We start from the raw sequence: 26,062 nt of genomic DNA, 5'->3' as shown, positions 1-26,062 counted from the left end.
AAAGTCGTGATGACCGTACTGGCTGGTGGACGTGGGACGAGGCGACGATGGCGGATTCGGGTGTGGAACCGGTGGCCCGGTGGGCGACCGTTCCGGGGCGGCCGCCGGTGGCCTGGCGTGCGGTGGCGGTGGTGGCGGTCGTCGCCGCGGCGGTGCACCTGGCGGTGGCGACCCGCTTCGGCTGGCACCGCGACGAGTTCTACTACGTGCTCTGCGGCCGGAGCCCGGCGTGGGGCTACGTCGACCAGCCCCCGGTGGCCCCGGTCCTGGCCCGGCTGGCCGCCGCGCTGCCCGGCGGCGTCCTGCCGCTGCGGCTGGTCGCGATCGCGGCCCAGGCCGGCTGTGTGCTGCTGACGGCGGTCCTGGCGGCCGAGTTCGGCGGCCGGCGGCGGGCCCAGCTGCTGGCCGCCGCCGCGACCGCCGCCAGCCCGGTCTTCGTGGCCGCGTCGTTGCTGTTCGGCACCACCGTGCTGGACCAACTGGCCTGGGTGGCGGTGCTGGTGCTGGTCGCGCGGGCACTGCGGTCGGGAAGCGTCCGGGCCTATCTGGCGGCCGGCGCGGTGGCCGGGATCGGGCTGGAGACCAAGGACACCATCGCCGTGCTGCTGCTCGGTATCGGCCTGGGCCTGGCCCTGTTCCGGCGCGATGCGCTACGCGGACCGGGGCCCTGGCTCGCTGGCGCCCTGGCGGTGCTGATCGCCGTGCCCAATCTGCTCTGGGACGCCCGGCATCAGTGGGCGAACTTCCGCATGGCCCGGGTCCTGGCCGAGCAGCAGGGCGGCGCGGCCGGCGCGCTGACCCACCTGCCGACCATGGCGCTGCTACTGGCCGGGCCCCCGCTCGTCGGACTCTGGGTGCTGGGGGTGCGCCGGCTCGCGACGCCGGCCGGGCGCGACCACCGCTGGGTCCTGGTCGCCACGGTGGTGGCCGTGGTGGTGTTCACCGCCGCCGGCGGTCGCCTGTACTACCCGGCCCCGGCCCTGACCGCGCTGTTCGCGGCCGGGGCGGTGCGGGTGGAGGCGGCGGCCACGGCGCGCGGCCGGATCTGGTGGCCGGCCGCCGTCGCCGGATCCGGGCTGCTCGCGCTGATCGTGGGTCTGCCGGTCCTTCCGGTGGCCGCCGATACCGACCTGCGTTCGGTCAACCCGCAGGTGATGGAGACCTACGGCTGGCCCTCGTTCGTCGCCACGGTGCAACAGGCCTCTGCGAAGCTGCCCGCCGGGACGCCGATCTTCACCAGCAACTACGGCGAGATCGGCGCGCTGACCATCCTCGGCCCGGCCGACGGCCTGCGGCGCCCGGTGTTCAGCGGGCACAACCAGTACGCGCTCTCCGCGCCGCCCGGCACACCCACCACTGTGCTGTGTGTGGGCCAGTGGACCCCCGCGTTCCTGCGCCGGTTCTGGTCGCAGGTCACCGAGGTCGCGCCGATCAGCCTGCCGCACGGGCTCAGCGATCAGGAGACGACTCAGCACGCCGCGGTCTACGTGTGCAGCCGGCCGCACGGGTCTTGGGCCGCGATGTGGCCGGGCCTGCGTCACCTGGACTGAATGCGGACTGGACGCGGACTGGACTCGGGCCGGATCCGGACTCGGACCCTGGCCGGACTGGGACTGGGACTGGGACTGGGACTGGGACTGGGACTGGGACTGGGACTGGGACTGGGACTGGGACTGGGACTGGGACTTCTTGGACTTGGACTCGGACTGGGACCCGGCGGTCAAGCTCAGCCGCGCGCCGGGCCGAAGTACCCCTTCAGCACCGCCATGACCTCGGCCGGACGCTCGCTGAGGAAGAAGTGGCCGCCCTGGAACACGTGGAACTCGAACCCGCCGCAGGTGTGCTGCTCCCAGGCCCGCGCCTCGTCCAGCGTCGTCTTCGGGTCGCTGTCGCCGGTCATCACAGATATCGGGCAGCTCACCGAGACGTCGGGCCCGCAGTCATACCGCTCCACCGCCGTGTAGTCGGCGCGGAGGGCGGGCAACGAGGCACGCATCAGCTCCTCGTCGTCGAGCAGCATCGACGCGGTGCCGTTCATCTTCCGCAGCTCGGCCAGGATCCCATCGTCGTCCAGCAGGTGGATCTGCTCATCCCGATGCGTAGCCGGCCCCCGCCGCCCCGAGGCGACGATCCGCACCGCCGGCCGCCCGTCGGCCTCCAGCCGCCGAGCCACCTCGAACGCCAGCACCGCGCCCAAACTGTGCCCGAACAACGTGGTCGGCGACTCCGGCTGCTTGCGCAGCACATCGGTCAGCCGATCAGCAAGCTCCGCCATATCCGTGATAGGCGGCTCCGCCCGCCGCTCCTGTCGCCCGGGATACTGCACCGCGACGACATCCACATCCTGCCCCAGCCCCAACGCCACCGGCCGGAAGAACGGCGCCGACCCACCGGCATGCGGAAGGCAGACCAGGCGCGCGGGCGCGTCCCGCACAGGCAGGTAACGGCGACACCACAGGGATTCCTCAGAAGACATGCCGCTCCAAGTGAGAGATCTGACGACGGCACGCCGCACACTAACCAGAACCCTGATGCACTGGCAATAACCCGCCCAACTGCCCCGGCGGCAGTTGGACGGGAGGCGCGCGGCTTCGGCGGGGGGATATCGGCTGCCGGCTGTCCGCCGAAGCCGATCACTCAGTTCGCGAAGAGATCGGCGCTCCAGTGAGCGGGATCGGTGCCGAGTCCTTGGATGTGCGCGAGCAGGCCGTTGACTCCGCCGGGCAGTTCGGTGGCGGCGCGTGGGTCGGCCACGACGCAGATGTTCCAGCCGCCGGAGTCCTTGCACGCTGATGTGCCCCAGGTCCAGGGGCCCTGCGTTGTTCCGGTCGGCTCGACGAACACGCTGAGGCTGTCGTCGGTGGTGTTCAGCCCGATGTTCAGGTTGGCCGGGCCGGTGTGGCCGGGGGCGGGGTGGGTGAGCACGACCTGGTTGACGCCGAGCGCGGCCGGTGCCAGCCCCCTGATCTGGATCGGCAGTGGCAGCGGGGCCTGGCCCACCACGATGGTGCGGGCGACGTGTTCGAGGGTCGCGGCGGCGGTGGCGGGGTCCAGGGAGTCGCCGCTCACCGTGAGCCATTTGCCCGAAGAGTCCTGCCATATCAGGTCTGCCTGGCCGGGGACGACGCTTTGGCCGGTCCCCGCCACCCAGTAGGCGGACGTGCCGAGTCCCTGCACGGGGATCTTCGAGGACATGGATGCCGGTCCGGTGTCGCCGACCGAGAGGAAGACCCTGGGCTGGCCTGCCGCCTTGCCCGCGGTCGTTCCGGCGGCGGCCGTGTAGGTGGAAGTGCCGGCGGACGGGCCCTCGTCGATGAAGGCCATCCCCTGCGGGAGCCAGCCGAAGCTGGCCGGCACGCGCACGCCGCCGGTCTGTGCGATGCCCGGGCCCGGCGTGGACGGCGCCGTGGACGGGCTGTGCGGTGCGCCGCCGGCCGTGGTCGGGGGCGACGTCGGTCCGCCGGTCGTCACCTGCTGACCGGCGGGCAGTTGGCCGGCCGCCTGTTGTCCGGCGCCGTGGGTGGCGGGGGAGTGGGCGATCGTGAGCACTGTGGCCGCGACGCCGAGTACCCCGACGGCGGCGGTGCCGGTCAGCGCCCGGTTGGTGCGGCGCCTGCGCAGCCGCAGGCGGTAGCCGTCGTCGCAGGCCTTGTACAGGTCGATGGCGGTGGCCGGGGCCGCCAGTTCGGTCAGGGCCGTCAGCTGGGAGCCGGGATCTTCGGGCATGCCTGTCATGGTGATTGTTCCGCGCTTTCTCTGGGTCTTGTGTACGTCAGATACGTCTTGTGCCGGTCACAGGGATGGCTGGGCCTGGAGGATGCGGCGCAACGCGTCCAGACCACGCGCGGTCTGGCTCTTCACCGTGCCGGGGGAGCAGTTCAACTCCGCGGCGGTCTGCTCGACCGAGAGGTCGCAGTAGTACCTCAGGACGACCGCCGCGCGCTGCCGGGGCGGAAGCTTGGCGAGCGCGGCGCGCAGGTCGAGCGCGGCATCGCTGTCCGGCGCCCGTTCGGGCACGTCGAGCAGGACCCCGGTGTCGGCGGACACGAGACGCTTCCACAGGGGGCGCCGGGTCTCGTTGATGTACGTGTTGACGAGGATCGTGCGCAGGTAGGCGTCGAGGTTGTCGGCGGAGCGGGCCTTGGGCCAGACGGCGTACAGCTTCGTCAGCGCGGTCTGCGCGAGGTCGTCGGCGTGGTGCCAGTCCTCGCACAGCAGGAACGCGATCCGGCGAAGCCACAGGACGCGCCCGGAGACGAACTCGATGAAGTCCCGGTCCGGGGTGTGTTCAGCCATAGGGATTCCGTCTCGCGAGCGCAGCATTGGATGTCACGCCGCTACTGACAAGAGCCAGCCGGGATCGGTTGCATGGGAGGCGGAGCGGATTTCCCGGCGGCTGGCTGAAGTCCCTTCCAGAGGGGCTGCTGGTGGCGCTGGAACAGGTGGGGCTCGTGTGACCCGCCCTGCGACGGGCAGGGGCAATCGACAACCGGCAGCCGGATCGCGTGTCGGGCTGACAGTGAGGCTGACCTCTCCGGCGCTCCCTGCGGTCGGTCCTCCTTCGGACGCGCGCTGTCACGGAACGCCGGCTGGCCCGCTTCGCGGACCGGATCGTGGGCGATGGCGCGCCCGGCGACCGCGGCGCCCCACCCCACCTACCCAGGCCCCTGATTTACTAACCGGGGTCGGCCGCCTGGGCCTTTCGCCGACCGGCGGCCGCGGGATCGGGGCCGGATCCTGGCCGGGATCGGGGCCGGTTTCCTCCGATGAGCCCTCGGGCTCACCGCACCGCCGATCAGCACTGTTGTATCAGTAGTTTGCGGTACTTCGGCTAGTCAGACGCCGACGGCGCCGACGGCGCCTGCGCAGGGCTCCGGGAGTGCCCCGGCGGGCGCGTTCCAGGCGCGCCACCTCGAATCAGAGCTTTGCTTTACTTTCGACTCCGAGGGGTTGCCTTGAAGTGACCTATCGTGAAGACTGAGCCGCGTCGGGCGTGATGAAGCGCTCGATTTCGGGCATCACGCCGTCCCTGGCACCTGGTGCGGACCTCCGGCGCAATGGCTGCGCGGGACGGACCGCTTGGGGGGAGCCCCAGGGCGGGCTGGTCTGCTGTGCGGGCCAGGCTGTGGGATTCGGGCCGCCTGCAGAGGCCTGCCGTCCCTCGGCGTGCGGTGGTGCGGCAAATCCCCAGGTGCCGCGATCCCAAGGCCCGGACCACCGAGCTGATAGGCGTCTGATCAGCGTTCGATCATCGGGCTTTGCGATCGAGGCGCTGATGTTGTCCCGCCCGGCCTGGACCAAACGCTGGGCGCGGAGTCAGCGTGGTGTCTCCCCTCGTGCTTGGCGGAGCGCCGTGCCGTCTCGGAACCGCTCATGGCGGCAGTTCGCCACGCTCTGCCGCGGGTCCGCCATCCGTGCCTGAACTTTGCCATCCCCCCGAGTGCGACCCGAGGAGTAATCGTGACCGCCGATCGACTGGTCGTTCCGCCCATGCCGCTGGAGGAGGTCCCCGAGCGTTGGCGCGCCCTGCGTGCGGCCGGACCCGTGCGCTATGAGGAGAGCCTGGGTGTGTGGCAGGTCGTGGACTACGAGAACGTGGCCGCTGTGCTGGCCGATCCGGCGACCTTCTCCTCGGATCTGTCCTCCCTGGCGCCTACCCAGGAGGACTTCGACACCTTCACGCAGGGCAACTTCGTCGGCATGGACCCGCCGGAGCATCGCAGACTTCGTACATTGGTGAGTCAGGCCTTCACGCCGCGGGTGGTGGCCGGGCTCGGGCCGCGCATCGAGGCGTTGTGCGCGCGGCTGCTGGCCGAGGTCGCCGACCGCGACCGGTTCGACCTGGTCGAGTCGTTGGCCTACCCGCTCCCCATCATCGTCATCGCCGAACTGCTCGGCATCCCCGCCGAGGAGCACCTGCTGTTCCAGGAGTGGGCCAGCGTCCTGTTCAGCGGCGACCAGCTCGGTGAGGCCCCCGACGCGGCCGACCTGGAACGGGCGCTTGAGGCCATCGCCCCCACCATCCGCGAGATGAACGGGTACATGCTCCAGCACATCCGCGAGCGCCGGGCCCACCCGGGGGAGGACCTCACCAGCAAGCTGATCGCGGCGGAGGTGGAGGGCGTCCACCTGGAGGACCAGCAGATGGTCGGGTTCGTCGCCCTGCTGCTGGTCGCCGGGCACGTCACCACGACCGCGCTGCTCGGCAACGCCGTGGTGACCTTCGACCGGCACCCGGGGACGGACGCGGCGCTGCGCGCCGATCCCGGCCTGCTCCCCACCGCCATCGAGGAAGTGCTGCGCTGGCTCCCGCCCTTCCCCGAGCTGGGACGCCGCGTCGCCAAGCCGGTGGTGCTCGGCGGTCACGAACTGGCCGTGGACACCATGGTGATGACCAACCTCGGTGCCGCCAACCGCGATCCGTCCCGCTTCGCCGCGGCCGATGTCTTCGACGTGACCCGCAATCCCAATCCCCACCTGACCTTCGGGCACGGCATCCACTTCTGCTTCGGCGCGCCGCTGGCGCGGTTGGAAGCGCGGATCGCGCTGCGCATGCTCCAGGAACGGTTCCGCTCTCTGGTGGTCCCCTCCTACGAGGACGTCACGTACCAGAACCCGGCGGTCATCCTCGGCGTGCGCCGGCTGCCGGTCGAAGTCGTCAGACAGTAGGACCGCCGATGTCCGCCGCCCGTGCTCGCCCGCGGCCGACACCGGCCATACATGAGACCCCTGATCCCATGTCAACGAGAGTGCCTTCGCCATGAACCGCATGCAGACGCTGTATCCGCTGCGCCAAGAACTGCAGCACCGACTCGACACCCTCGCCCGCGTCCACAACGTGCCCGGCGCCCAACTGGTCGTGGACACCGGCGCGGAGATGGTCGCCGTGCACACCGGCACGGCCGACGTCACCACTGGCGTACCCTTCACCGCGGACACCGCCGTCCCCTTGGGATCGCTGACCAAACCCTTCACGGCCGCACTCGTGCTGCTCCTCGCCGACGACGGCGACCTCGATCTGGACGACTCCGTCGCCGAGTACCTCCCGGAGTTCCGGGACGTCCCCGCGGTGACGGTCCGTCAGCTTCTCAGCCACACCGGCGGCCTGCCGACCGGCCCCGATTCCGACACGGCCTCCTCGACCACCCCGGCCCGCTACCTCTCCTCCGTGTGTACCGCACGGGATCTGCTGTTCGAGCCCGGAACCGACTTCTCGTACTCCAACGCCGGCTTCGTCGCCGCCGGTCGGCTGGTCGAGGCGGTGACCGGAATGCCGTGGTACGAAGCTATGGAAGCGCTGTTTCTCGAACCTATGGGCATCACGCCCGCGTTCCTCGGTATGACCACCGCCCGCCCGGTCGCCGCCGGTCATGGCTTGAACATCGCGACGGGCCGGACACGTCCGGCGCGACAGAATCTGGCCCCGTTGGAGGCGCCGGCCGGTGCGTTGCTCGCAAGCGCCATCGACCTCGGCGTTCTGGGGCGTGCCCTAGCTGGCCAGAGCGTATTCCTGCCCCCTGCGATCGTCAAGCATATGCACCACGCGGAGCCTTGTGCGGACCCCGGCGCGCTCGCGGACGGCTGGGGGTTGGGGGTGGCCCTGTTCCAGCAGGACGACCGGTCGTGGTGTGGCCACGACGGCAATGCCCAGGGCACTTCGTGTCACTTGAGGGTCGAACCGGACAGCGGCGTGGTCGTCGCCTTCACCGGTAACGCCGGCGCCGCCACGGCGCTCTGGCGAGACTTGGCCGAGGACATCGCGCGCATAGCCGGCGTGGCGGTGCCCGCCGCGATTCAGCCCTCGAACGCGGGCGATCCGGTGGCGCTTCCGGACTGCGTGGGCACCTATGCCAACGGCGGCATCCGCTACCGCGTCGCGTTCGAGCCCGGCGGCGCGCCGACGCTGTCCGTGGACGGCGACCTGCCGCTGCCCCTGCGCTGCTACTCCGACCTGTCGTGCGATCTGGTCGACCCGGCCACCGGCCGCGGCGAGCCCGGCGGACGGTTCCACCGCGACCCGCACACCGGGGTCATCGACCGCGTGCAGATATCGGGGCGTACCGCGCGCCGCGCCAGCTTCGCCTGAACCCGATCGCCGCGTCGGGCGTCCCGGGCACGCCGCGTACGTGTCCGGGATAGAACCGCCGCACAACCGCCGCATAGCTGCCGCGGGTCCGCCGACGTGCCGCCGCATTACTCCGATCCGGAAGGACACCAATAATCATGGCCGACCACCCGACGCTTGGTGAGCTCTTCGCCGCCTGGGCGGCCCGCACGCCGCACGCGCTCGCGGTGACCGACGGCCTGCGCGCCTGGACCTACCGGGAGCTGGCGGCCCGGGTCGAATTGCTCAGCGGGGACCTGGTGCGCCGTGGTGCCGGGCCGGAACGGACGGTGGCGCTCGTCCTGCCGCGCTCGATGGAACTCATAGCGGCGGAGTTGGCCGTCGCGCAGGCGGGCGCCGCCTTCCTGCCGGTGGACCCCTCCTATCCTGCCGAGCGGCGGGCGATGATGCTCGCCGACGCGGCGCCCGCGGTGATCCTCGACGATCCGGCCGGTCTTCGGGCCCTGATGGACGCCGCCGACCGGGCCACCCCGGCCCAGGCCGCACCAGGGGCTGGTGCCCCGGATCCGGCGGTCGGCGCCGACCACACGGCGTATGTGATCTACACATCGGGTTCCACCGGGACGCCGAAGGGCGTGGCGGTCACCCATCGCGGGATCGGCGCGTTCACCGCCGCGGCCATCGACCGCTACGCGGTGCGCCCCGGTGACCGGATACTGCAATTCTCGTCCCCCAGCTTCGACGCCTCCGTGCTGGAGCTGTTCATCTCGGTGCTGGCCGGTGCCACGCTCGTGGTGCCGCCGAACGGTCCCTGGCTGGGCGAGGAACTCGCCACCGTCCTGGACCAGCACCACATCACGCACGCCCTGATCCCGCCGGCCGCCCTGGCCACCGTCCCCGCCTCGGCGGCGGGTGCCCTGCGCCGGTTCCGCACCCTGATCGTCGGTGCCGAAGCGTGCCCCGCCGCTCTCGTCGACCGCTGGGCGCCGGGCCGACGCATGATCAACTCCTACGGGCCCACCGAGGCCACCATCGTCGCCACCTGGACCGGGCCGTTGTCGGCCGGCACCGGCACCCCGACGATCGGCGGCGCGCTGCCGCGCACCAGCGTCCATGTCCTGGACCCGGCGATGCGGCCGCAGCCCCCGGGCGCCGACGGCGAGCTGTACATCGGCGGCGAGGGCGTCGCCCGCGGCTACCTGAACCGCGGCGGGCTGACCGCCGCGCGCTTCGTCCCCGACCCCTTCGGCAAGCCGGGTGCCCGGCTCTACCGCACCGGCGACCGCGCGCGCTGGGGGAGCGACGGGGAGCTGGAATTCCTCGGCCGACTCGACCGGCAGGTGAAGCTTCGCGGCTTCCGCATCGAACCGGGGGAGGTCGAGGCGGCACTGCGCCGGCAGAGCGGGGTCGGCGAGGCCGTGGTCGTGCTCCGCGAGGACGAGCCGGGCCGGGAGCGCCTGGTCGGCTACGTGACGGCCACCGACTCCGGGCGTGCGCCGGACCCCGCGGCGTTGCGTGCGGCCCTCGCCGCCGAGCTGCCGGGCCACCTGGTGCCCTCCGCGGTCGTCGTCCTGGCGGCCATGCCGCTCACCGCGGCGAACAAGATCGATGTGCGGGCCCTGCCGGTTCCGGCCCGGCAGGCCGTCGTCCCCGACGGCGAGACGGCGCGGCTCACGCCGGCCGAGCGCAGCCTGGCCGCGATCTGGGCGCAGGTCCTGGGTCTGGACGCCGTCCGGAGAACGGACGACTTCTTCGATCTGGGCGGGGACTCGATCCTGGCCACGCGGATGCTGGCCCGGCTCCGGGACGAGACGGGCCATCGGCTGGCCGTCCGGGACGTCTTCACCGCGCGTTCCATCGCGGCCCTGGCTCCGCTGTTGGACGCTCAGCACACCGCCGCGCCGCCGGAGCCGATCCCGCCCGCCCCGCGCGAGCAGCCGCTTCCGCTGTCCAACGCTCAGCGGCGGCTGTGGTTCCTGGACGACCTCACCGTCGGCGCGAGCGAGTACAACACCGGCGTCGCCCTGCGGCTGCACGGCACACCGGATCCCGAAGCCCTGCGCCGGGCACTGCTGCGGCTCGCCGCACGCCACGACTCGCTGCGCACGACGTTCACCACGGTCGACGGCCGGGGCGTGCAGCAGGTCTGTGCCGAAGCCGTCCTGCCGCTGCGTACTGCCGACCTGACCGACGTGCCTGCCGAACGCCGCGCCGAGGCCGCCGAACAGCTGCTGACCGAGGAGCTGAACCGCCCCTACGACCTGGCGAGCGGTCCGCTGGCCCGAGCGCTGCTGGTCCGCGTCACCGCCGAGGAGCACCTGCTGTTGCTGGGGCAGCACCACATCATCACCGACGGCTGGTCGGTGGACGTGCTCACCCGCGAGCTGGCCGCGCTCTACCAGGCGGAGGTCGGCGGCGAGCCGGACGGACTGCCCGCCCCCGCCGTGCAGTACCCGGACTTCGCAGTGTGGGAACAGCGGCGGCTCGCCGCCGGGGACGGCGGCGTCGACGCCGCGGACCTGGCCTACTGGAAGCGCTGCTTGTCAGGGCTGCAACACCTGAAGCTGCCCACCGACCGACCCCGGCCGCCGGTCCGCACCACGGCCGGCGCGGCGCACCGGAGCCATCTCCCCGCGGAGTTGGTGGCCCGGCTGCGACACCTCGCCAGCGGACGCGACACGACGGTGTTCACCTTGTTCGCCGCGGCCTCCGCACTGCTCTTCCAACGCTATTCCGGCCAGCACGACGTGGCGTTCGGCACCGTCACCAGCGGCCGGGAGCGCCGGGAGCTGGAGGAGGTGGTGGGCTTCTTCGCCAACACCGTCGTACTGCGCGCCGAGGTGGACGAAACGGCCACCGTCGACCGGTTCGTCCAGGACATGCGCGCCACCGTGCTGGACGCCTTCGCGCACGCCGGGGTGCCGTTCGACCGGGTGGTCGAGGAGCTGGCCCCGCCCCGAGATCCCAGCCGCACCCCGCTGGTGCAGGCACTCGTCGTCCAGCAGCAGACCGCCGCCGACCTGCCGGACGCCGGCGGTCTGCGGTGGGAGGACCACCCGCTGCCCCGCCCGGCCGCGCGCTTCGATCTGGTCCTGGAGTTCGCGCCGGACGCCGGGGGCGGCTGCGTGCTGACGGTCGAGTACAACACAGACCTTTTCGACGCCCAGACCGTGGACCGGATGTCCGGCCACTTGTCCCGCCTGCTGGCGGAGATGGCGGACGGCCCGCAGCGGAAGCTTGCCGAACTGGCCATGGTTTCGGACGTCGAGCGGCGCGCGCTGCTGGCGGCCTGGAATCCGCGGGACGGCGATGGCGCCGACCGCCTGGCCCGGTTGCTCCTCGCCAACCGCGCGACCGCGAATGCTGTGCCCGAGGGCTGGGATCCGCTTCTGCCGGAAGACCGCGCCGCCTTCGTCGCCGACCCGACCGACACCGACCCGACCGACACCGACCCGACCGACACCGACTCGACCGACACCGACTCGACCGACGCCGGCCCGCCGCTGGCGTCAACGCGCGCCTATGTCCTCGACCGGTCGCTGCGCCCGCAGCCTCCGGGCGTGGCGGGCGAGTTGTATCTCGGAGGCGGGACCTTGGCACGCGGCTACTCGCGGCAGCCCGGTTTGACCGCCGCGCGGTTCGTCGCAGACCCCTTCGGTGTGCCGGGGGAGCGCATGTACCGCACCGGGAATCTGGTGCGGTGGAGCGCCGAGCGCGGTTTGGAGTACGTCGGCCGGCTCGACGACCAGGTCAGGGTCCGGGGGGTCCGGATCGAACTGGGTGAGGTCGAGGAAGCGCTGCGCGGTTGCCGGGGCGTGGGAGCGGCGGCCGCGGCGATCTCCGAGCGTAACGGCGAGCGGCGTCTGATCGGCTACGTCGTCCCGGTTTCGCAGGACTCCGTCGAGCCGGAGGCCGTGCGCCGGGAGCTCGGTCTCACGCTGCCCGGCTACCTGGTGCCATCCGATGTCGTGGTGTTGCCCGCTCTGCCGCTCGATCCCCACGGCGAGCTAGACCGGAGCCGGCTCCCCGATCCGGGCCCCGCGCACACCGTGCGGCACGTCCCGCCGCGCACGCCCACCGAGCACGCCCTCGCCGCCATCTTGGCGGACATCCTGAAGGTGGAGCCGGTCGGCGCGGACGACAACTTCTTCCAGCTCGGCGGCGACTCCATCCTCAGCATCCAGGTGGTGGCCCGCGCCCGGCAGGCGGGTCTGTCGGTGACCTCCCGGGACGTCTACCAGCACCAGACGGTCGCCGCCCTGGCCCGCTGCGCGGACGCCTCCGCCCGCGCGCAACCGGCCGCCGCCACCGCGCCGGACGCCGTCGGAGACAGTCCCCTGACACCGATCCAGCGCTGGTGGTTCGACAACGCCTCAGGACGGGCCGGTCACTTCGCCCAAGCGCTCTCCCTCCAGCTGCCGGACGACGTCGACGCGCAGGCGCTCCAGGACGCGCTGAACGATGTGGCAGCCCATCACGACGCCCTGCGCTCGGCGTTCCTGCTCGGAAACGGTGCCGGGCAGGCGAGCTGGAGAATCGGGGACCAGGAGTTTCGCATACCACTGACCCGCCATGCGGGTCCTGATACCGACACTCCGCACTTCGGGCCCTTCGATCTGGCATCCGGACCGCTGCTGCGGGCCGTACTGCACGACCGCGGAGCCGGGCTGCCGCCGCTTCTGCACCTCGCCGTGCACCACCTGGTGGTGGACGGGGTTTCCTGGCGGGTGCTGCTGGAGGACCTCGACCGCGCCTACCGCGCCCGCCGCGACGGCGGGGACGGCGCGGCTGCGCTGCCGGCCAAGTCCTCACCGCTGCGGCAGTGGGCCCAAAGGCTCGGCGCGTTCGCCGCCGACGGCGGCTTTGACGAGGAGACGGAGTACTGGTCGCGGGCGATACCGGACTCCGTGGACCCGATCCCGGCCGACCTGGAAGGCGCCGACACCTACGCCTCGGCTCGCTCGGTCAGCGTGCGCCTGAGCCCCGCCGACACCTCCCTGCTGTTGCGCACCCTGCCCGACACCTACCGCACCCAGGCCAACGACGTGCTGCTCAGTGCCCTGGGCCGGGTGCTGTGCCAGTGGAGCGGGCAGGACCGGGTGCTGGTGGACGTCGAGGGACACGGCCGGGAGGAGCTCTTCGCAGACCTCGACATCAGCCGCACCGTCGGCTGGTTCACCACCCGGCACCCCGTCGCCCTCGCCGTGCCGGCGCGGGCCGACTGGGACACGGTCCTCAAGCAGGTCAAGGAGCAGCTGCGCGCGGTTCCCCGCCACGGCCTGGGCCACGACGTCCTGGCCGGGCTGGACCGGCCGGGGACGGACCCGGGGCGTCCGAGTGCCCAGGTCAGCTTCAACTACCTGGGGCGGATGGCGTTCCCGGACGATCCGGACGGCCTGTACCGCGGTACGTTCCGGTCGCTGGAACTGGACGTCGACCCGCGCGCGGAGCGTCCGCACGCGCTGGAAGTCGTCGGGCGGCTCGACGGCGACGCGCTGGAGTTCACCTGGTTCTACAGCGACCAGCGGTACCGGACGGCCACCGTCGAGGCCCTCGCCGCCGGGTTCGCCGAGGCCCTGGCAGGCCTGGCCCGGCACGCGGCGCGGCCGGGCGCCGGCGGGCGCACCCCGTCCGACTTCCCCCTGGCCCGGCTCGACCAGGCCGCCGTGGACCGGATCGCGGACGCCGACCCGGCCGCCGTGGAGGACGTCCTGCCGCTGACGCCGACCCAGGCCGGCATGCTCTTCCACAGCCTGTCCCAGCACGACGGCGCCGCCTACTTCCAGCAGCTGACCTTCGTCCTTCAGGGCGTGCCCGATCCGGACAAGTTCGCCGCGGCCTGGCAGCAGGTGACCGACCGCACCGCGGTGCTGCGCGGTCGGGTCCTGTGGCAGGACGTGCCCGAGCCGCTGCTGGTGGTCCAGCGCCACGCCCCGGTACCGGTCACCGGACTGGACTGGCGCGACCTGACGCCGGACGAGCGCGCCGACCGGCTCGCGGACCTGCTGGCCCTGGACCGCACGACCGGCATCGATCTGGCGAAGGCGCCGCTGCAGCGGCTGACGCTGGTCCGGCTCGGCGCCGGCGAAGTGCGCGTGGTGTGGTCTTTCCACCACCTGATCCTGGACGGCTGGAGCCTGTTCCAGGTGCTGTCGGACGTCTTCGCCCGGCACGCCGAACTGTCAGGGCTCGGATCCGGGCTCGGATCCGGGTCGGGCGCCGCGACCCCGGAGCCGCACACCGTGCCGGAGCGCCGTCCCTACCGCGACTACGTGGCCTGGCTGCGCGAGCGCGACTGGGAGCAGGCCGAACGGCACTGGCGCGACCGCCTCGGCGCTCTGGCCGAGGCCACGCCGCTGCCCTGGGACCGTGAGCCGCGCCAGAGCCACCACGCGGAGTCCACCCACGCCGTGCGGGTGACCGTGCCCGCCGACACCACCGGGGCCCTGGACGACTTCGCGAAGAACGCCGGTCTCACCGTCAACACCCTGGTCCAGGGCGCCTGGGCGCTGCTGCTCAGCCGTCAGGCCAGCCGGCCGGAGGCGGTGTTCGGCACCACCGTGTCGGGCCGCCCGCCCGAGCTCGACGGCTCCGAGGCGATGACCGGCCTGTTCATCGCGACGCTGCCCACCCGCGTCGCGGTGCCGGCCGACGGCACGTTGCTGGACTGGCTGCGCCGGTTGCAGCAGGACCAGAGCGATGACCGGCGCTTCGACTACGTTCCGCTGCCCCGGCTGCGGACGTTCACCGATCTGCCCGAGCGGACCGAGTTGTTCGACAGCATCGTCGTCTTCGAGAACTACCCGGTGGACGACGACCTCGCCGCCGCCCACGGTCTGCGCCTGAGTGGTCTGGACGGTGTGGAGACCACCAACTACCCGTTGAGCCTGGTCGCCTATCCGGGCCCTGAGCTGGCCTTGCGGCTGAGCTACGACCCGGAGTTGTTCGACGCCGGCACGGCGCAGCAGATGGCCGAGTACCTCAGCGTCCTGCTGTCCGGTATGCCCGCCGGCGCGCTCCGCCCGCCCGCCCGGCTGCCGCTGCTGACCGCCGAGCGCCGCACGCAGGTGCTCGACACCTGGAACGACACCGGCACCGACCTGCCCGAGAGCAGCGTCGCCGAGCTGTTCGCCGAACAGGTGCGCCGGACGCCGGACGCCGTGGCGCTGGAAGCCGGCGACGAACGGCTCAGCTACCGGGAGCTCGACGCCCGGGCCGCCGCCCTGGCCGATCGGCTGGTCGGGTTCGGCGTCCGGGCTGAGCGCTCGGTCGGCGTGCTGATGGACCGCTCGGTATGGCTGATCGTCGCTCAGCTGGCCCTGGTCCGGATCGGCGGGGTCTACGTGCCGCTGGACGGCCGGGCGCCCCATGAGCGGCTGCGCACGATGCTGACCGAGGCCGGCGCGGAGCTGGTGCTCACCGATACCGGCTGGGGGCAGACGGCCCGCGAGCTGAACCCCGCGACCAGGATTCTGCGCCTGGACGACCCAGACCTCGAATACCGGCCGGCGGCGACAATCCCCGCCCCGCTCCCGGCGGTCGATCCCGACAACCTCCAGTACCTGATGTTCACCTCCGGCTCGACCGGCAACCCCAAGGGCGTCGCGGTCCGCCAGCGGGACGTGGCCGCGCTCGCCCTGGACCGCGCCTTCGCCGACCACGACCGGGTGCTCGTGCACTCCCCGCACGCGTTCGACGCCGCCACCTACGAGGTGTGGGTGCCGCTGCTGCGCGGCGGCACCGCCGTCCTGGCACCGCCGGAGGACCTGGACGCGGCCGGGGTCCGGCGCGCCATCACCGTCCAGGGCGTGCGCCACCTGTGGCTGACCGCCGGCCTGTTCCGCCTCCTGGCCCAGGAGGACCCGGGCTGCCTGCGCGGCGCCCGGGAGGTGTGGACCGGCGGGGAGGCGGTGCCGGGCGCGGTGGTCGGCCGGGTCCTGGCGGCCTGCCCCGACCTCACCGTGGTCGACGGCTACGGCCCGACCGAGACCACCACCTTCGCCACCCGGCGGGTCTTCCACGCCGGCGACCCGCTGCCCGCCGTGCTGCCCATCGGACGCCCGCTGGACAACACCCGGGTCTACGTGCTCGACGACGCCCTCCAGCCGCAGCCGCCCGGCATCGCCGGGGAGCTGTACATCGCCGGGGCCGGGCTGGCCCGGGGCTACGCCGGGCGTCCCGCCGAGACCGCCGTGCGCTACCTCGCCGACCCCTTCGGGGCGCCCGGCGGCCGGATGTACCGCACCGGTGACGTGGTCCGCTGGAATCAGCGCGGCGACCTGGACTTCGTCGGCCGGGTGGACGACCAGATCAAGATCCGCGGGTTCCGTGTCGAACCCGCCGAGATCGAGGCGCGGCTGGTGGCCCACCCGGCCGTCGCCGAGGCGGTCGTCTCGCTGTACCAGGACGCCGGGCGCAAGCGGCTGGCCGCCCACCTCGTGCCGGCGGACGGCGCCGAGGTGCCCCCGGCCACGGAGCTGCGGGCCCACCTGGCGGCGGATCTGCCGGACTACATGGTGCCCGCCGCGTTCGTCGCCGTGCCGCGGGTGCCGCTGACCGCCAACGGCAAGGTCGACCGCCGGCGGCTGCCCGCCCCGGAATGGGCCGCGGGCGGCGACAGCGCCTACCGCGCTCCGGGCACCGAGACCGAGCAGGCGCTCGCCGCGATCTGGGCCGAGCTGCTCGGCGTGGACCGGGTCGGCGCCGACGACAACTTCTTCATGCTGGGCGGCGACTCGATCCTGAGCATCCAGGTCGTCTCCCGCGCCCGGTCCGCCGGGCTCGCGCTGTCCCCTCGCGACCTGTTCCGGCATCCCACGATCGCCGCGCTGGCGGCTGCCGCCACCGACACCGCCCGGACCGTCGCCGGGACCGGGCCGGTGAGCGGGGAGGTCGGCCTGACCCCCATCCAGTCCTGGTTCCTCGACCCGCGTCCGCCGCGCGCCGGTTTCTTCAACCAGTCCCTCGTCCTGCAGACCTCTGACGAGGTCGATCCGGAGGCTTTGCGCCGCGCTCTGAAGGCGCTGTGGGCGCACCACGACGCGCTGCGGTCCCGGTTCGCCACCGGGGGCGACGGCCGCTGGCGGCAGTACTGTGCCCCCGCGCAGGTCACCGCGCCCGAACTGCTGGAGGTCCAGGACCTCGGCGGCCTGGACCCGGCCGCGGCGCAGCACGCCGAGGACCAGGCGACAGCAGCAGTGCACGCCGGGTTCGACCTGGACACCGGCCCGCTGCTCGCCGCCCGCCTGTTCACCGCCGGCGCCGGTCGGCCCGCTCGGCTCCTGCTGGTCGTCCACCACCTGGTGATCGACGGCGTGTCCTGGCGGGTGCTGCTGGAGGATCTGGAGACCGCCTACCGGCAGGCCGTGGCGGGCCGCACGCTCCGCCTGCCCGAGCGCACCACCTCCGTGCAGGAATGGACGCGGCGGCTGCGCGCCCACACCAAGACTGGTGGGTTCGCTGACCAGCGCGCCCACTGGCGGCAAGTCGCAGAACACTGCGCGACGCCGCTCCCGATGGACGTCGGCGGCGGCAACACCGCCGCCGACGTCCGCGCCGTGACGGTCCGGCTGGACCGCGCGCGCACCGACGAACTGCTGCGCAAGGTTCCCGGCGTCTACCACACCCGGATCGACGACGTGCTGCTCGCCGCCCTGGGCCGGGTGCTCGGCGAGTGGACCGGCCGGGACACCGTCGCGGTCGACCTGGAAGGGCACGGCCGTGAGGACCAGATCTTCGAGGACATCGATCTGTCGCGCACCCTCGGCTGGTTCACCACCTGCTTCCCCGTCGCGCTTCAGGTTCCTGACGGAGACTGGGGCGCCGCGCTGAAGTCCGTGAAGGAGCAGCTGCGGGCGGTGCCGGATCGGGGACTGGGCTACGGCGCGCTGCGCTACCTCGCCCGCGACGAACAGCTCGCCGGCGCGCCGGACCCCGGCGTCAGCTTCAACTACCTGGGCCGGTTCGACTGGTCCGCGGACGACGCCGTCCTGGTCCGCGCGGTCCCCGGCGGCCTCGGCGGCGCCGAGGCGCCCGACACGGCGCGCGCCCACCTGCTGGACGTGGTCGCCCGCGTCGAGGACGACCACCTGGAGATCAGCTGGCACTACAGCGCTGGACGGCACTGCGAACAGACCATCAGCGCTCTGGCAGAGGGCATGCTGCGCGCGCTGGAGGGCATCGTCGAGCACTGCGGGCACCCGGGCGCCGGCGGCCGTACTCCGTCGGACTTCCCGCTGGCCCGTATGGACCAGAGCGCCGTGGACCGGATCGTCGGGGACGGCCGCGCCGTCGCGGACGCCTACCCGCTGACCCCGATGCAGGCGGGCATGCTCTTCCACGGCTTGCTCGAACCGGACGGCGACACGTATCTCAACCAGGTTCAACTGGTGCTCTCCGGGGTCACTGACTCCGATGCGCTGGCCGAGGCGTGGCAGCGTACCGCGGACGCCAACCCGATCCTGCGCACCCGGCTGAGCTGGCAGCACAGCGCCGAGCCGGTCCAGGTCGTGCAGCAGCGGGCTGTCATCCCGGTGACCCGGCATGACTGGAGCGGGCAGCCGGCCGAGCAGATCGAACGGCAGACCGCCGAGTTGCTCGCCGTGGATCGGCAAGCCGGGTTCGACCTGAGCGCGGCGCCGCTGATGCGGCTGGCCCTCATCCGGCTCTCGCCGAGCCGGGTGCGGATGGTGTGGACCTTCCACCACGTCCTGCTGGACGGCTGGAGTGCGGCCCAGGTCTTCGACGAGGCCTGCGAGCGGTACGCCGCCCTGGCCTCCGGACGCCAACCCCAGCTGCCCGAGCGCCCGCCGTTCGGCGACTATCTGCGTTGGCTGGCCGGACAGGACACTGCTTCGGCCGAACGGTACTGGCGCGATGCCCTCGCCGGGTTCCCCGCTCCCACCGAACTGCCCCGCGACCGCCGGCCCGCCGAGGCACACCGCGCCTCCTCCTCGGAGTCGGTGAAGGTGGCCCTCGACGGCGAGGTGTCGGCGCGGCTGCGGGAGACGGCGCAGGCCGCGGGCCTGACCGTCAACACCGTCCTGCAGGGCGCCTGGGCGCTGCTGCTGTCCCGCTACGGCGGCGGTGAGGACGTGGTGTTCGGCACGATCGTGTCCGGCCGGCCCGCCGACCTGGCGGGCGTGACCTCGATGGTGGGCCTGTTCATCAACACCCTGCCCACCCGGGTGCGGATCGATGGACACCGGCCCGTTCGGGAGTGGCTCCGCGACGTGCAGACCGTCCAGTCGGAGGACCGGCGCCACGAGTTCGTCTCGCTGGCACAGCTCCAGACCTGGAGTGAGGTGCCGGGCGGCACCGCACTGTTCGACAGCATCCTGGTCTTCGAGAACTACCCGATCGACGCCGACGCGGCGACCCGGCACGGCCTGGCCGTCGAAGCCGAGCGCGACGTGGAGCCGACCAACTACGCGCTCAGCGTGGTAGCGGCTCCCGGCGACGTCCTGGCGGTCAACCTGGACTACGACCCCGCCGTTTTCGACGCGGCGACCGTCGAGGGGCTCGGGGCGAGCCTGGCGACGCTGTTGACGGCGATGGCGACCGATCTGGACCGCCGGCTCGCCGACCTGCCGCTGCTGGACCCCGACCGGGGACGCGAGCTGCTCGACCGGTTCGGCGGAACGGTCGCCGAGGCACCGGCGCGCACGCTGCCCGAGGTGTTCGCCCGTCAGGCCGCGCGCACTCCCGACGAGCCGGCCGTTCGCGCCGGATCCGAACTCCTGAACTACCGCGAACTCGATGAGCGGGCCGACCGGCTGGCCCGGCTGCTGATCGAAGCCGGCGCGGGCCCTGAGCGCTTCGTCGCCCTGGCGCTGCCGCGCACCGCCGACCTGATCGTCGCGCTGCTCGCGGTCCTCAAGAGCGGCGCCGGCTACCTGCCGATCGATCCGGGATATCCGGCCGAGCGCATCGCGTTCTTGTTCGCGGACGTCCGCCCGGAAGCCGTGATCACCACCGCGGCGACCGCGGACCGCCTGCCGGAGGGGGCGTTCGCCCGGATCGTTCTGGACGATGCCGCCTGCGCCGAGCGGCTGGCCGCCGCGGGCACCGCGCCCCTCGGCGACGGCGAGCGCCGCAGCCCCCTGCTGCCGGAGCACCCCGCCTATGTCATCCACACCTCGGGCTCGACCGGCCGGCCCAAGGGCGTCGTGGTCGCCCAGAACTCGGTGCTGGCCCTGATCGACTGGGCCGTGGCCGAGTTCACCGGGCACGGACTGGACCACGTGGTGGCCTCCACGTCGCTGAACTTCGACGTGTCGGTGTTCGAGATCTTCGCGCCCCTGCTGTCCGGCGGGTGCGTGGAGCTCGTGCGCGACGTGCTGGCCCTGGCCGACCGGCCCGGACCCTGGCACGCCGGGCTGGTCAGCGCGGTGCCCTCGGCGCTGGGCCGGCTGCTCGCCGAGGACGTCGTCCACGTCGGCGCGGACACCGTGGTGCTGGCCGGCGAAGCGCTGCCCGCCGGGGCCGTCGGCCAGGTGCGCGCGGCGGTCCCCGGCTGCCGGGTGCTGAACATCTACGGGCCCACCGAGGCCACCGTCTACGCCACCGCCTTCCTCTGCGATCCCGCCGACCCCGACCGCGAGCCGCCGATCGGCCGCCCGGTCGGCGGCGCCCGGGCCTACGTGCTGGACGACCGGTTGCGTCCGGTGCCCGTCGGCGCGCCGGGGGAGCTGTTCCTGGCCGGTACCGGGGTGGCGCGCGGTTATCTGCGGCGCCCCGGCCTGACGGCGTCCCGGTTCCTCCCCGACCCCTTTGGCCCGGCCGGCCGGCGCATGTACCGCACCGGCGACCTGGTGCGCTGGACGGCCGAGGGCGACCTGGTCTACCTGGGCCGCACGGACGACCAGGTGAAGGTGCGCGGGTTCCGGATCGAACTCGGCGAGGTCGAAGCCGCCTTGGCCCGCCACCCCCTGGTGGCGGCGGCCGCGGCCCGGGTGGTGGACCACGACGGCCACCGGCGCCTGGTGGGTTACGCCGTGCCGCGCGCGGACGCCGAACTGCCGGAAGCGGCCGACTGGCGTGCCTTCCTCTCGCGCGCGCTGCCCGACCACCTGGTGCCGGCGCTGGTGGTGCCGCTGGCGCGGCTGCCGCTCGGCGCGACCGGCAAGCTGGACCGGCACGCCCTGCCCGAGCCGATATGGGCCGCCCCCGCCGCGCGCGGTGACCGCGCACCGGGCACGGATGCCGAGAAGACCCTCGCCGCGATCTGGTCCGAGGTGCTCGGCGTGCCCGAAGTGCGGGCGGACGACAACTACTTCGCGCTCGGCGGCGACTCCATCCTCGGTATCCAGCTGGTCTCGGCCGCGCGCCGGGCCGGCCTCGCCCTCACCCCCCGCCACCTGTTCACCCATCAGACCCTTGCGGAACTGGCCCAGGCGGCCCTGGCCGCCGGGCAGGCCCCGAGCGCGGCGGCCACCGCCGAACAGGGCGCGGTGGTCGGCGAGGCACCGCTGACCCCGGTGCAGCACTGGATGTTCCGAACCCTCGGTGCCGACCCCCGGTTCGCCCAGGCGGTCTCCTTCGAACTCGCCGAAGACGCCGACGAGACGGTGCTGCGCGCCGCGCTCAGCGCGGTCCTGGAGCAGCACGACGCGCTGCGCCAGCGGTACGAACCGGCCGGGCCCGGGCCGTGGCGCCAGTACGGCACCGCGCCCGATGGTGCGGTGAGCCTGCTCATCGGTAACCAGGACACTGATATCGATGAGCTGACTGAGGAGCTGATCGGCGGGTTCGACCTGGCCGCCGGACCGCTGCTGCGGGCCGCGCTGTGCCGCTTCGGCGGCGCGCGCCGGCCGGTTCTGTTGCTGGCCGCGCACCACCTGGTGGTGGATGCGGTGTCCTGGCGCGTGATCCTGGAGGACCTGGAGACGGCCTATGCGGCCCTGCGCGCCGGAAAGCCGGCCGCCCTCGGACCGAAGAGCACTTCGTTCCGCACCTGGGCTTGGCGGCTCGCCGCGCGCGCCGCGACCGGCGGCTTCGACGACGAGCTCGAATACTGGCGTGAGCTCGCTGATCCGGCCCCCCTGCCGGCCGACCTGGACGGTGCCAACACCGCCGCCAGCGAACAGACGTTGACCGTCGGCCTGGACGCCGAGGACACCCGTGCGCTGCTCCAGGACGTGCCGCAGGTCTACCGCACCCGGATCAACGACGTCCTGCTCTGCGCGCTGGGCCGGGTGCTGGCCCGCTGGACCGGCCGTGACCGGGTGACGGTGGCGTTGGAGGGGCACGGCCGTGAGGACCTGCTCGAGGGCGTCGATCTGTCCCGCACCGTCGGCTGGTTCACGGCGATGTACCCGGTCGCTCTGGAGGTGCCCGTCGACGCGGACCTCGGCGCCGCGCTCAAGGCGGTCAAGGAGAACCTGCGCGCGGTGCCCCAAGGCGGGCTGGGCTACGGCGCCCTGCGCTACCTGCAGCCCGCGACCGACGAGACCGGCGCGCAGCCGGGGCTGCCGGATATGCCCGACCTGCCGCAGATCAGCTTCAACTACCTGGGGCGGCAGGACAGGCCCGGCACCTCGGGCGGTTTGCTGCGCTCCCCGCACGGCCCGCTGACCGGCGGCATGGACCGCGCGGGGAGCCGGCCCTTCCTGCTCGACGTTCTCGGAGCAGTGGGCGACGGGCGGCTGGCGTTCACCTGGTCGTACTCCTCGCAGGTCCACCAGCGCGAGACCGTCGCCCGGCTCGCGGCCGAGCTGGCGGCCGAGCTGCGGGCGATCATCCGGCACTGCGCCCGACCCGGCGCCGGCGGCCGGACCCCCTCCGATTTCCCGTTGGCGCCGCTGGACCAGGCGGCCGTGGACCGGCTGGTCGGCACCGGAGCCGGTGTCGCGGACGTCTACCCGCTGACGCCCACGCAGACCGGCATGGTCGTGCACGGCCTGGACGAGGCCGAACACGGCCTCTACACCGAGCAGCTCACCTTCGTCCTCGACGGCGCCCGCGACCTCGGGCAGCTGGCCGCCGCCTGGCAGCATGTGGTCGACCGCACCCCCGTGCTGAGAACCGCCGTGGCCCTGCACGGTGTCCCGGTCCCGGTGCAGGTGGTGCGCCGGGACGTGAGGCTGCCGGCCGCCGAGCACGACTGGAGCGCCCTGTCGGCGCGGCAGAGCGCGGCGGAGCTGGAACGCCTCCTGGCCGAACAGCGGACCCCCGCGCTGGCCCTGGGTCAGGCCCCGTTGATGCGGCTCGCCCTGGTCCGGCTCGGACCGGACGCGGTGCGGGTGGTGTGGACCTTCCACCATGTCCTGCTGGACGGTTGGAGCGTCTTCCACGTCCTGGCCGACGTCCTGGCCGCCCACGCCGCGCTCGCCCGCGGCGAGGAGCCGAACCTGCCCGAGCGTCGGCCCTTCGCGGACTACGCCGCCTGGCTCGCGTCCCTCGACACCGCGGGAGCGGCAGAGTACTGGCGCGGCGTCCTGGCAGGCCTCACCGCGCCCACCGAGCTGCCGTACGACCACCGCCCCGCCCCGGGCACGACCGCCCGCTCCGAGACCTGGCTGTCGCAGCGGCTTGACGAGGCCCAGACCCGTCGGCTCCAAGGGTTCGCCCGCCGGCACCGCATCACGCTCAACTCCCTGGTACAGGGCGCCTGGGCGCTGCTCCTGTCGCGCTGGAGCGGACAGGAACAGGTGTGCTTCGGCACCACGGTCTCCGGGCGTCCGGCGGACCTGCCCGGGGCCGACAGCATCGTCGGGCTGTTCATCACCACGCTGCCGGCCCGGGTCCGCGTCGACGGCGGCGCGGACTGCGGCGCCTGGCTGCGCGCCGTGCAGCAGGCCCAGGCCGAGGACCGCCGCTTCGACCACGTGCCGCTGTCCGAGCTGCACCGGCTCGGCGAGCTGCCGCCCGGGACGCCGATGTTCGACAGCCTGGTCGTCTTCGAGAACTACCCGGTCGGCGACGCCACGGCCGGGGCGCACGGCCTGCTGATCCGGGAGCTGGACGCCAGGGAGGCGACCAACTATCCGCTCACCGTCGTCGTCTCGCCCGGCGAGCGGCTCAGCGTGGAACTCGGCTACGACCCGAGGTGCTTCGCCCCGGGCACGGCCGCCTCGATGGCCGATCAGCTGCTGCACACGCTGTCGGCCCTGGCCGCCTCCGACGGTGCGGTCCGGCTGGACGACATCGACGTGCTGCCGCCCGCCGAGCGGAAGCAGCTGCTGCACGGTCCGGCCCGACCGCTGCTGGCTCCGGTGACCCCGGCCACGCTGCCCGCGCTCGTCGAGGCCGCCGTGGACCGGCACCGGACCGCACCGGCGCTGAGCGCCGCCGGCCGGGAGCTGACCTTCGCCGAGGTCGAGGCGCTCGCCAACCGCCTGGCGCACCGGCTCATCGCGCGCGGTGCCGGACCCGGCGACGTCGTCGCCCTGCTGCTGCCGCGCTCGCCGGACATGGTGCTGGCCGAGCTGGCGGTCACGAAGGCGGGTGCCGCGTTCCTGCCGGTCGACCCCGGCTACCCGGACGAGCGGGTCGAGATGATGCTGCGGGACGCCGCTCCCGTGTTCGCCCTCGACGCCAAGGAGGTCGCCGACCTGCTGGCCGCGCCCCCCGACGGGGTCCGCGGCGCTCGGCCCTCCGACACCGACCGGATCCGCCCGCTCGACCTGGACGACCCGGCCTACGTCATCTACACCTCCGGGTCCACCGGCATCCCGAAGGGCGTCGTCGTCACCCACCGCGGCCTCGCCGGGTTCGCCGCGGCCGAAGCAGAGCACTACCAGGTGGCGCCGGGGGACCGGGTGCTGGCCTTCGCCACGCCGAGTTTCGACGCCTCGGTGCTGGAGCTGTGCATGTCCTTGCCGTACGGCGCCCGCTTGGTCGTGCCCGCCCCCGGCCCGCTGCTCGGTGCCGAGTTGGCCCGGGTGCTCCGGGACGAGCGGATCACCCATACCCTGCTGCCGCCGGCCGCGCTGTCCACCCTGCCCGCCGACACCCCCGGCGACCTGCCCGATATGAAGACCCTGATCGTCGGTGCCGAGGCCTGCGGCGCCGACCTGGTCGCCCGCTGGGCGCCGCACCACCGGATGGTCAACTCCTACGGGCCCACCGAGGCCACCGTGGTCGCCACCTGGTCCGCGCCGCTGGAACCGGACGGCTCCGCGCCGCCGATCGGCCGGGCGCTGCCCGGCACCGGCGTCTACGTCCTGGACGCCCGGCTCCGGCCGGTCCCTGGCGGCGTGCCGGGCGAGCTGTGGCTGAGCGGACCGGCCCTGGCCCGCGGCTACCTGGGCCGTCCCGGTCTGACCGCGACCCGCTTCCTCGCCGACCCGTTCGGCCCGCCCGGAACCCGGATGTACCGCACCGGCGACCTGGTGCGCCGCGACCGCGACGGCGAGCTGTACTACCTGGGCCGCACCGACCACCAGCTCAAGCTGCGCGGCCACCGGATCGAGGCGGGCGAGGTCGAGGCGGCGCTGGTGCGGCACCCGGCCGTGCTGGACGCCGTGGTGAGCGTGCGGGAGGACGAGCCGGGGCGGCCTCGCCTGGTCGCCCACCTGCTCGCCGCCCCGGATCCCGGCGCCGGGGTTCCGACCGGCGTCGAGCTGCGCGCGCTGCTGTCCCGCTCACTGCCGGGATACATGATCCCTTCGGCGTTCGCGGTGCTGGACCGCTTCCCGCTCACGGAGAGCGGCAAGACCGACCGGGCGGCCTTGCCCGCTCCCCCCGAGGCCGAGCAGGAGGCCGTCGGGCAGGTGGCGCCGCGTACGCCCACGGAGGAGGCGCTGGCGGAGATCTGGGCGCAGAGCCTTGAGACATCCGTCGGGGTCGAGGACGACTACTTCCTGCTGGGCGGCGACTCCATGCGGGCCCTGCTGATCGCCTCCCGCGCCAATGACGCCTTCGACATCGCGCTGACGCCCCGGGACGTCATGGTCAGCCGCACCATCGCCGCCCTGGCGGCAGTGGTGCAGGAGCAGGTGCTGAGCGAACTCGAAGCAGCCGCGTACGGCGGTCCCGACGATGACGAACGGTGAG

At 73.1% G+C, this 26,062-nt stretch carries 7 protein-coding genes; 4 read left to right on the top strand and 3 right to left on the bottom strand.

All coding sequences use genetic code 11. The annotated features are described in order from the left end of the window. Positions 1–47 precede the first annotated feature (47 nt). Positions 48–1,550: a glycosyltransferase family 39 protein gene (locus KGQ19_RS00115; RefSeq protein WP_212006934.1), complete on the top strand. Its 1,503-nt coding sequence runs from the start codon at positions 48–50 to the stop codon at positions 1,548–1,550. Positions 1,551–1,726: 176 nt separating this feature from the next. On the opposite strand, the gene KGQ19_RS00110 is transcribed toward KGQ19_RS00115, so the two are convergent. The 3 genes from KGQ19_RS00110 to KGQ19_RS00100 form a co-directional block, all read right to left on the bottom strand. After that, positions 1,727–2,476, bottom strand: a complete 750-nt coding sequence (locus KGQ19_RS00110) for a thioesterase II family protein (protein WP_212006933.1) — start codon at positions 2,474–2,476, stop codon at positions 1,727–1,729. Between the two features lie 161 nt (positions 2,477–2,637). Continuing rightward, positions 2,638–3,726 (bottom strand): hypothetical protein, encoded by a 1,089-nt coding sequence (locus KGQ19_RS00105; RefSeq protein WP_212006932.1) that lies wholly within the window; start codon positions 3,724–3,726, stop codon positions 2,638–2,640. A 66-nt stretch (positions 3,727–3,792) separates the two neighbouring features. Continuing rightward, on the bottom strand, positions 3,793–4,296 hold the full coding sequence (locus KGQ19_RS00100; protein ID WP_212006931.1) for a SigE family RNA polymerase sigma factor: 504 nt from the start codon (positions 4,294–4,296) through the stop codon (positions 3,793–3,795). Positions 4,297–5,490: 1,194 nt separating this feature from the next. Between KGQ19_RS00100 and KGQ19_RS00095 the strand changes: the two genes are divergently transcribed. The 3 genes from KGQ19_RS00095 to KGQ19_RS00085 all read left to right on the top strand — a co-directional run bounded on the left by KGQ19_RS00095 (position 5,491) and on the right by KGQ19_RS00085 (position 26,061). Further along, on the top strand, positions 5,491–6,669 hold the full coding sequence (locus tag KGQ19_RS00095; protein WP_230417991.1) for a cytochrome P450: 1,179 nt from the start codon (positions 5,491–5,493) through the stop codon (positions 6,667–6,669). A 91-nt stretch (positions 6,670–6,760) separates the two neighbouring features. Continuing rightward, positions 6,761–8,086 (top strand): serine hydrolase domain-containing protein, encoded by a 1,326-nt coding sequence (locus KGQ19_RS00090; RefSeq protein ID WP_212006929.1) that lies wholly within the window; start codon positions 6,761–6,763, stop codon positions 8,084–8,086. A gap of 137 nt (positions 8,087–8,223) precedes the next feature. Continuing rightward, positions 8,224–26,061 (top strand): non-ribosomal peptide synthase/polyketide synthase, encoded by a 17,838-nt coding sequence (locus KGQ19_RS00085; RefSeq protein ID WP_212006928.1) that lies wholly within the window; start codon positions 8,224–8,226, stop codon positions 26,059–26,061. The last annotated feature ends 1 nt before the right edge of the window (position 26,062 follow it).

The organism is Catenulispora pinistramenti, from assembly GCF_018274385.1.
Classification (GTDB): domain Bacteria; phylum Actinomycetota; class Actinomycetes; order Streptomycetales; family Catenulisporaceae; genus Catenulispora; species Catenulispora pinistramenti.
Note: the sequence above shows the minus strand (reverse complement) of the source record. Positions and strands in the feature narration are given on the sequence as shown.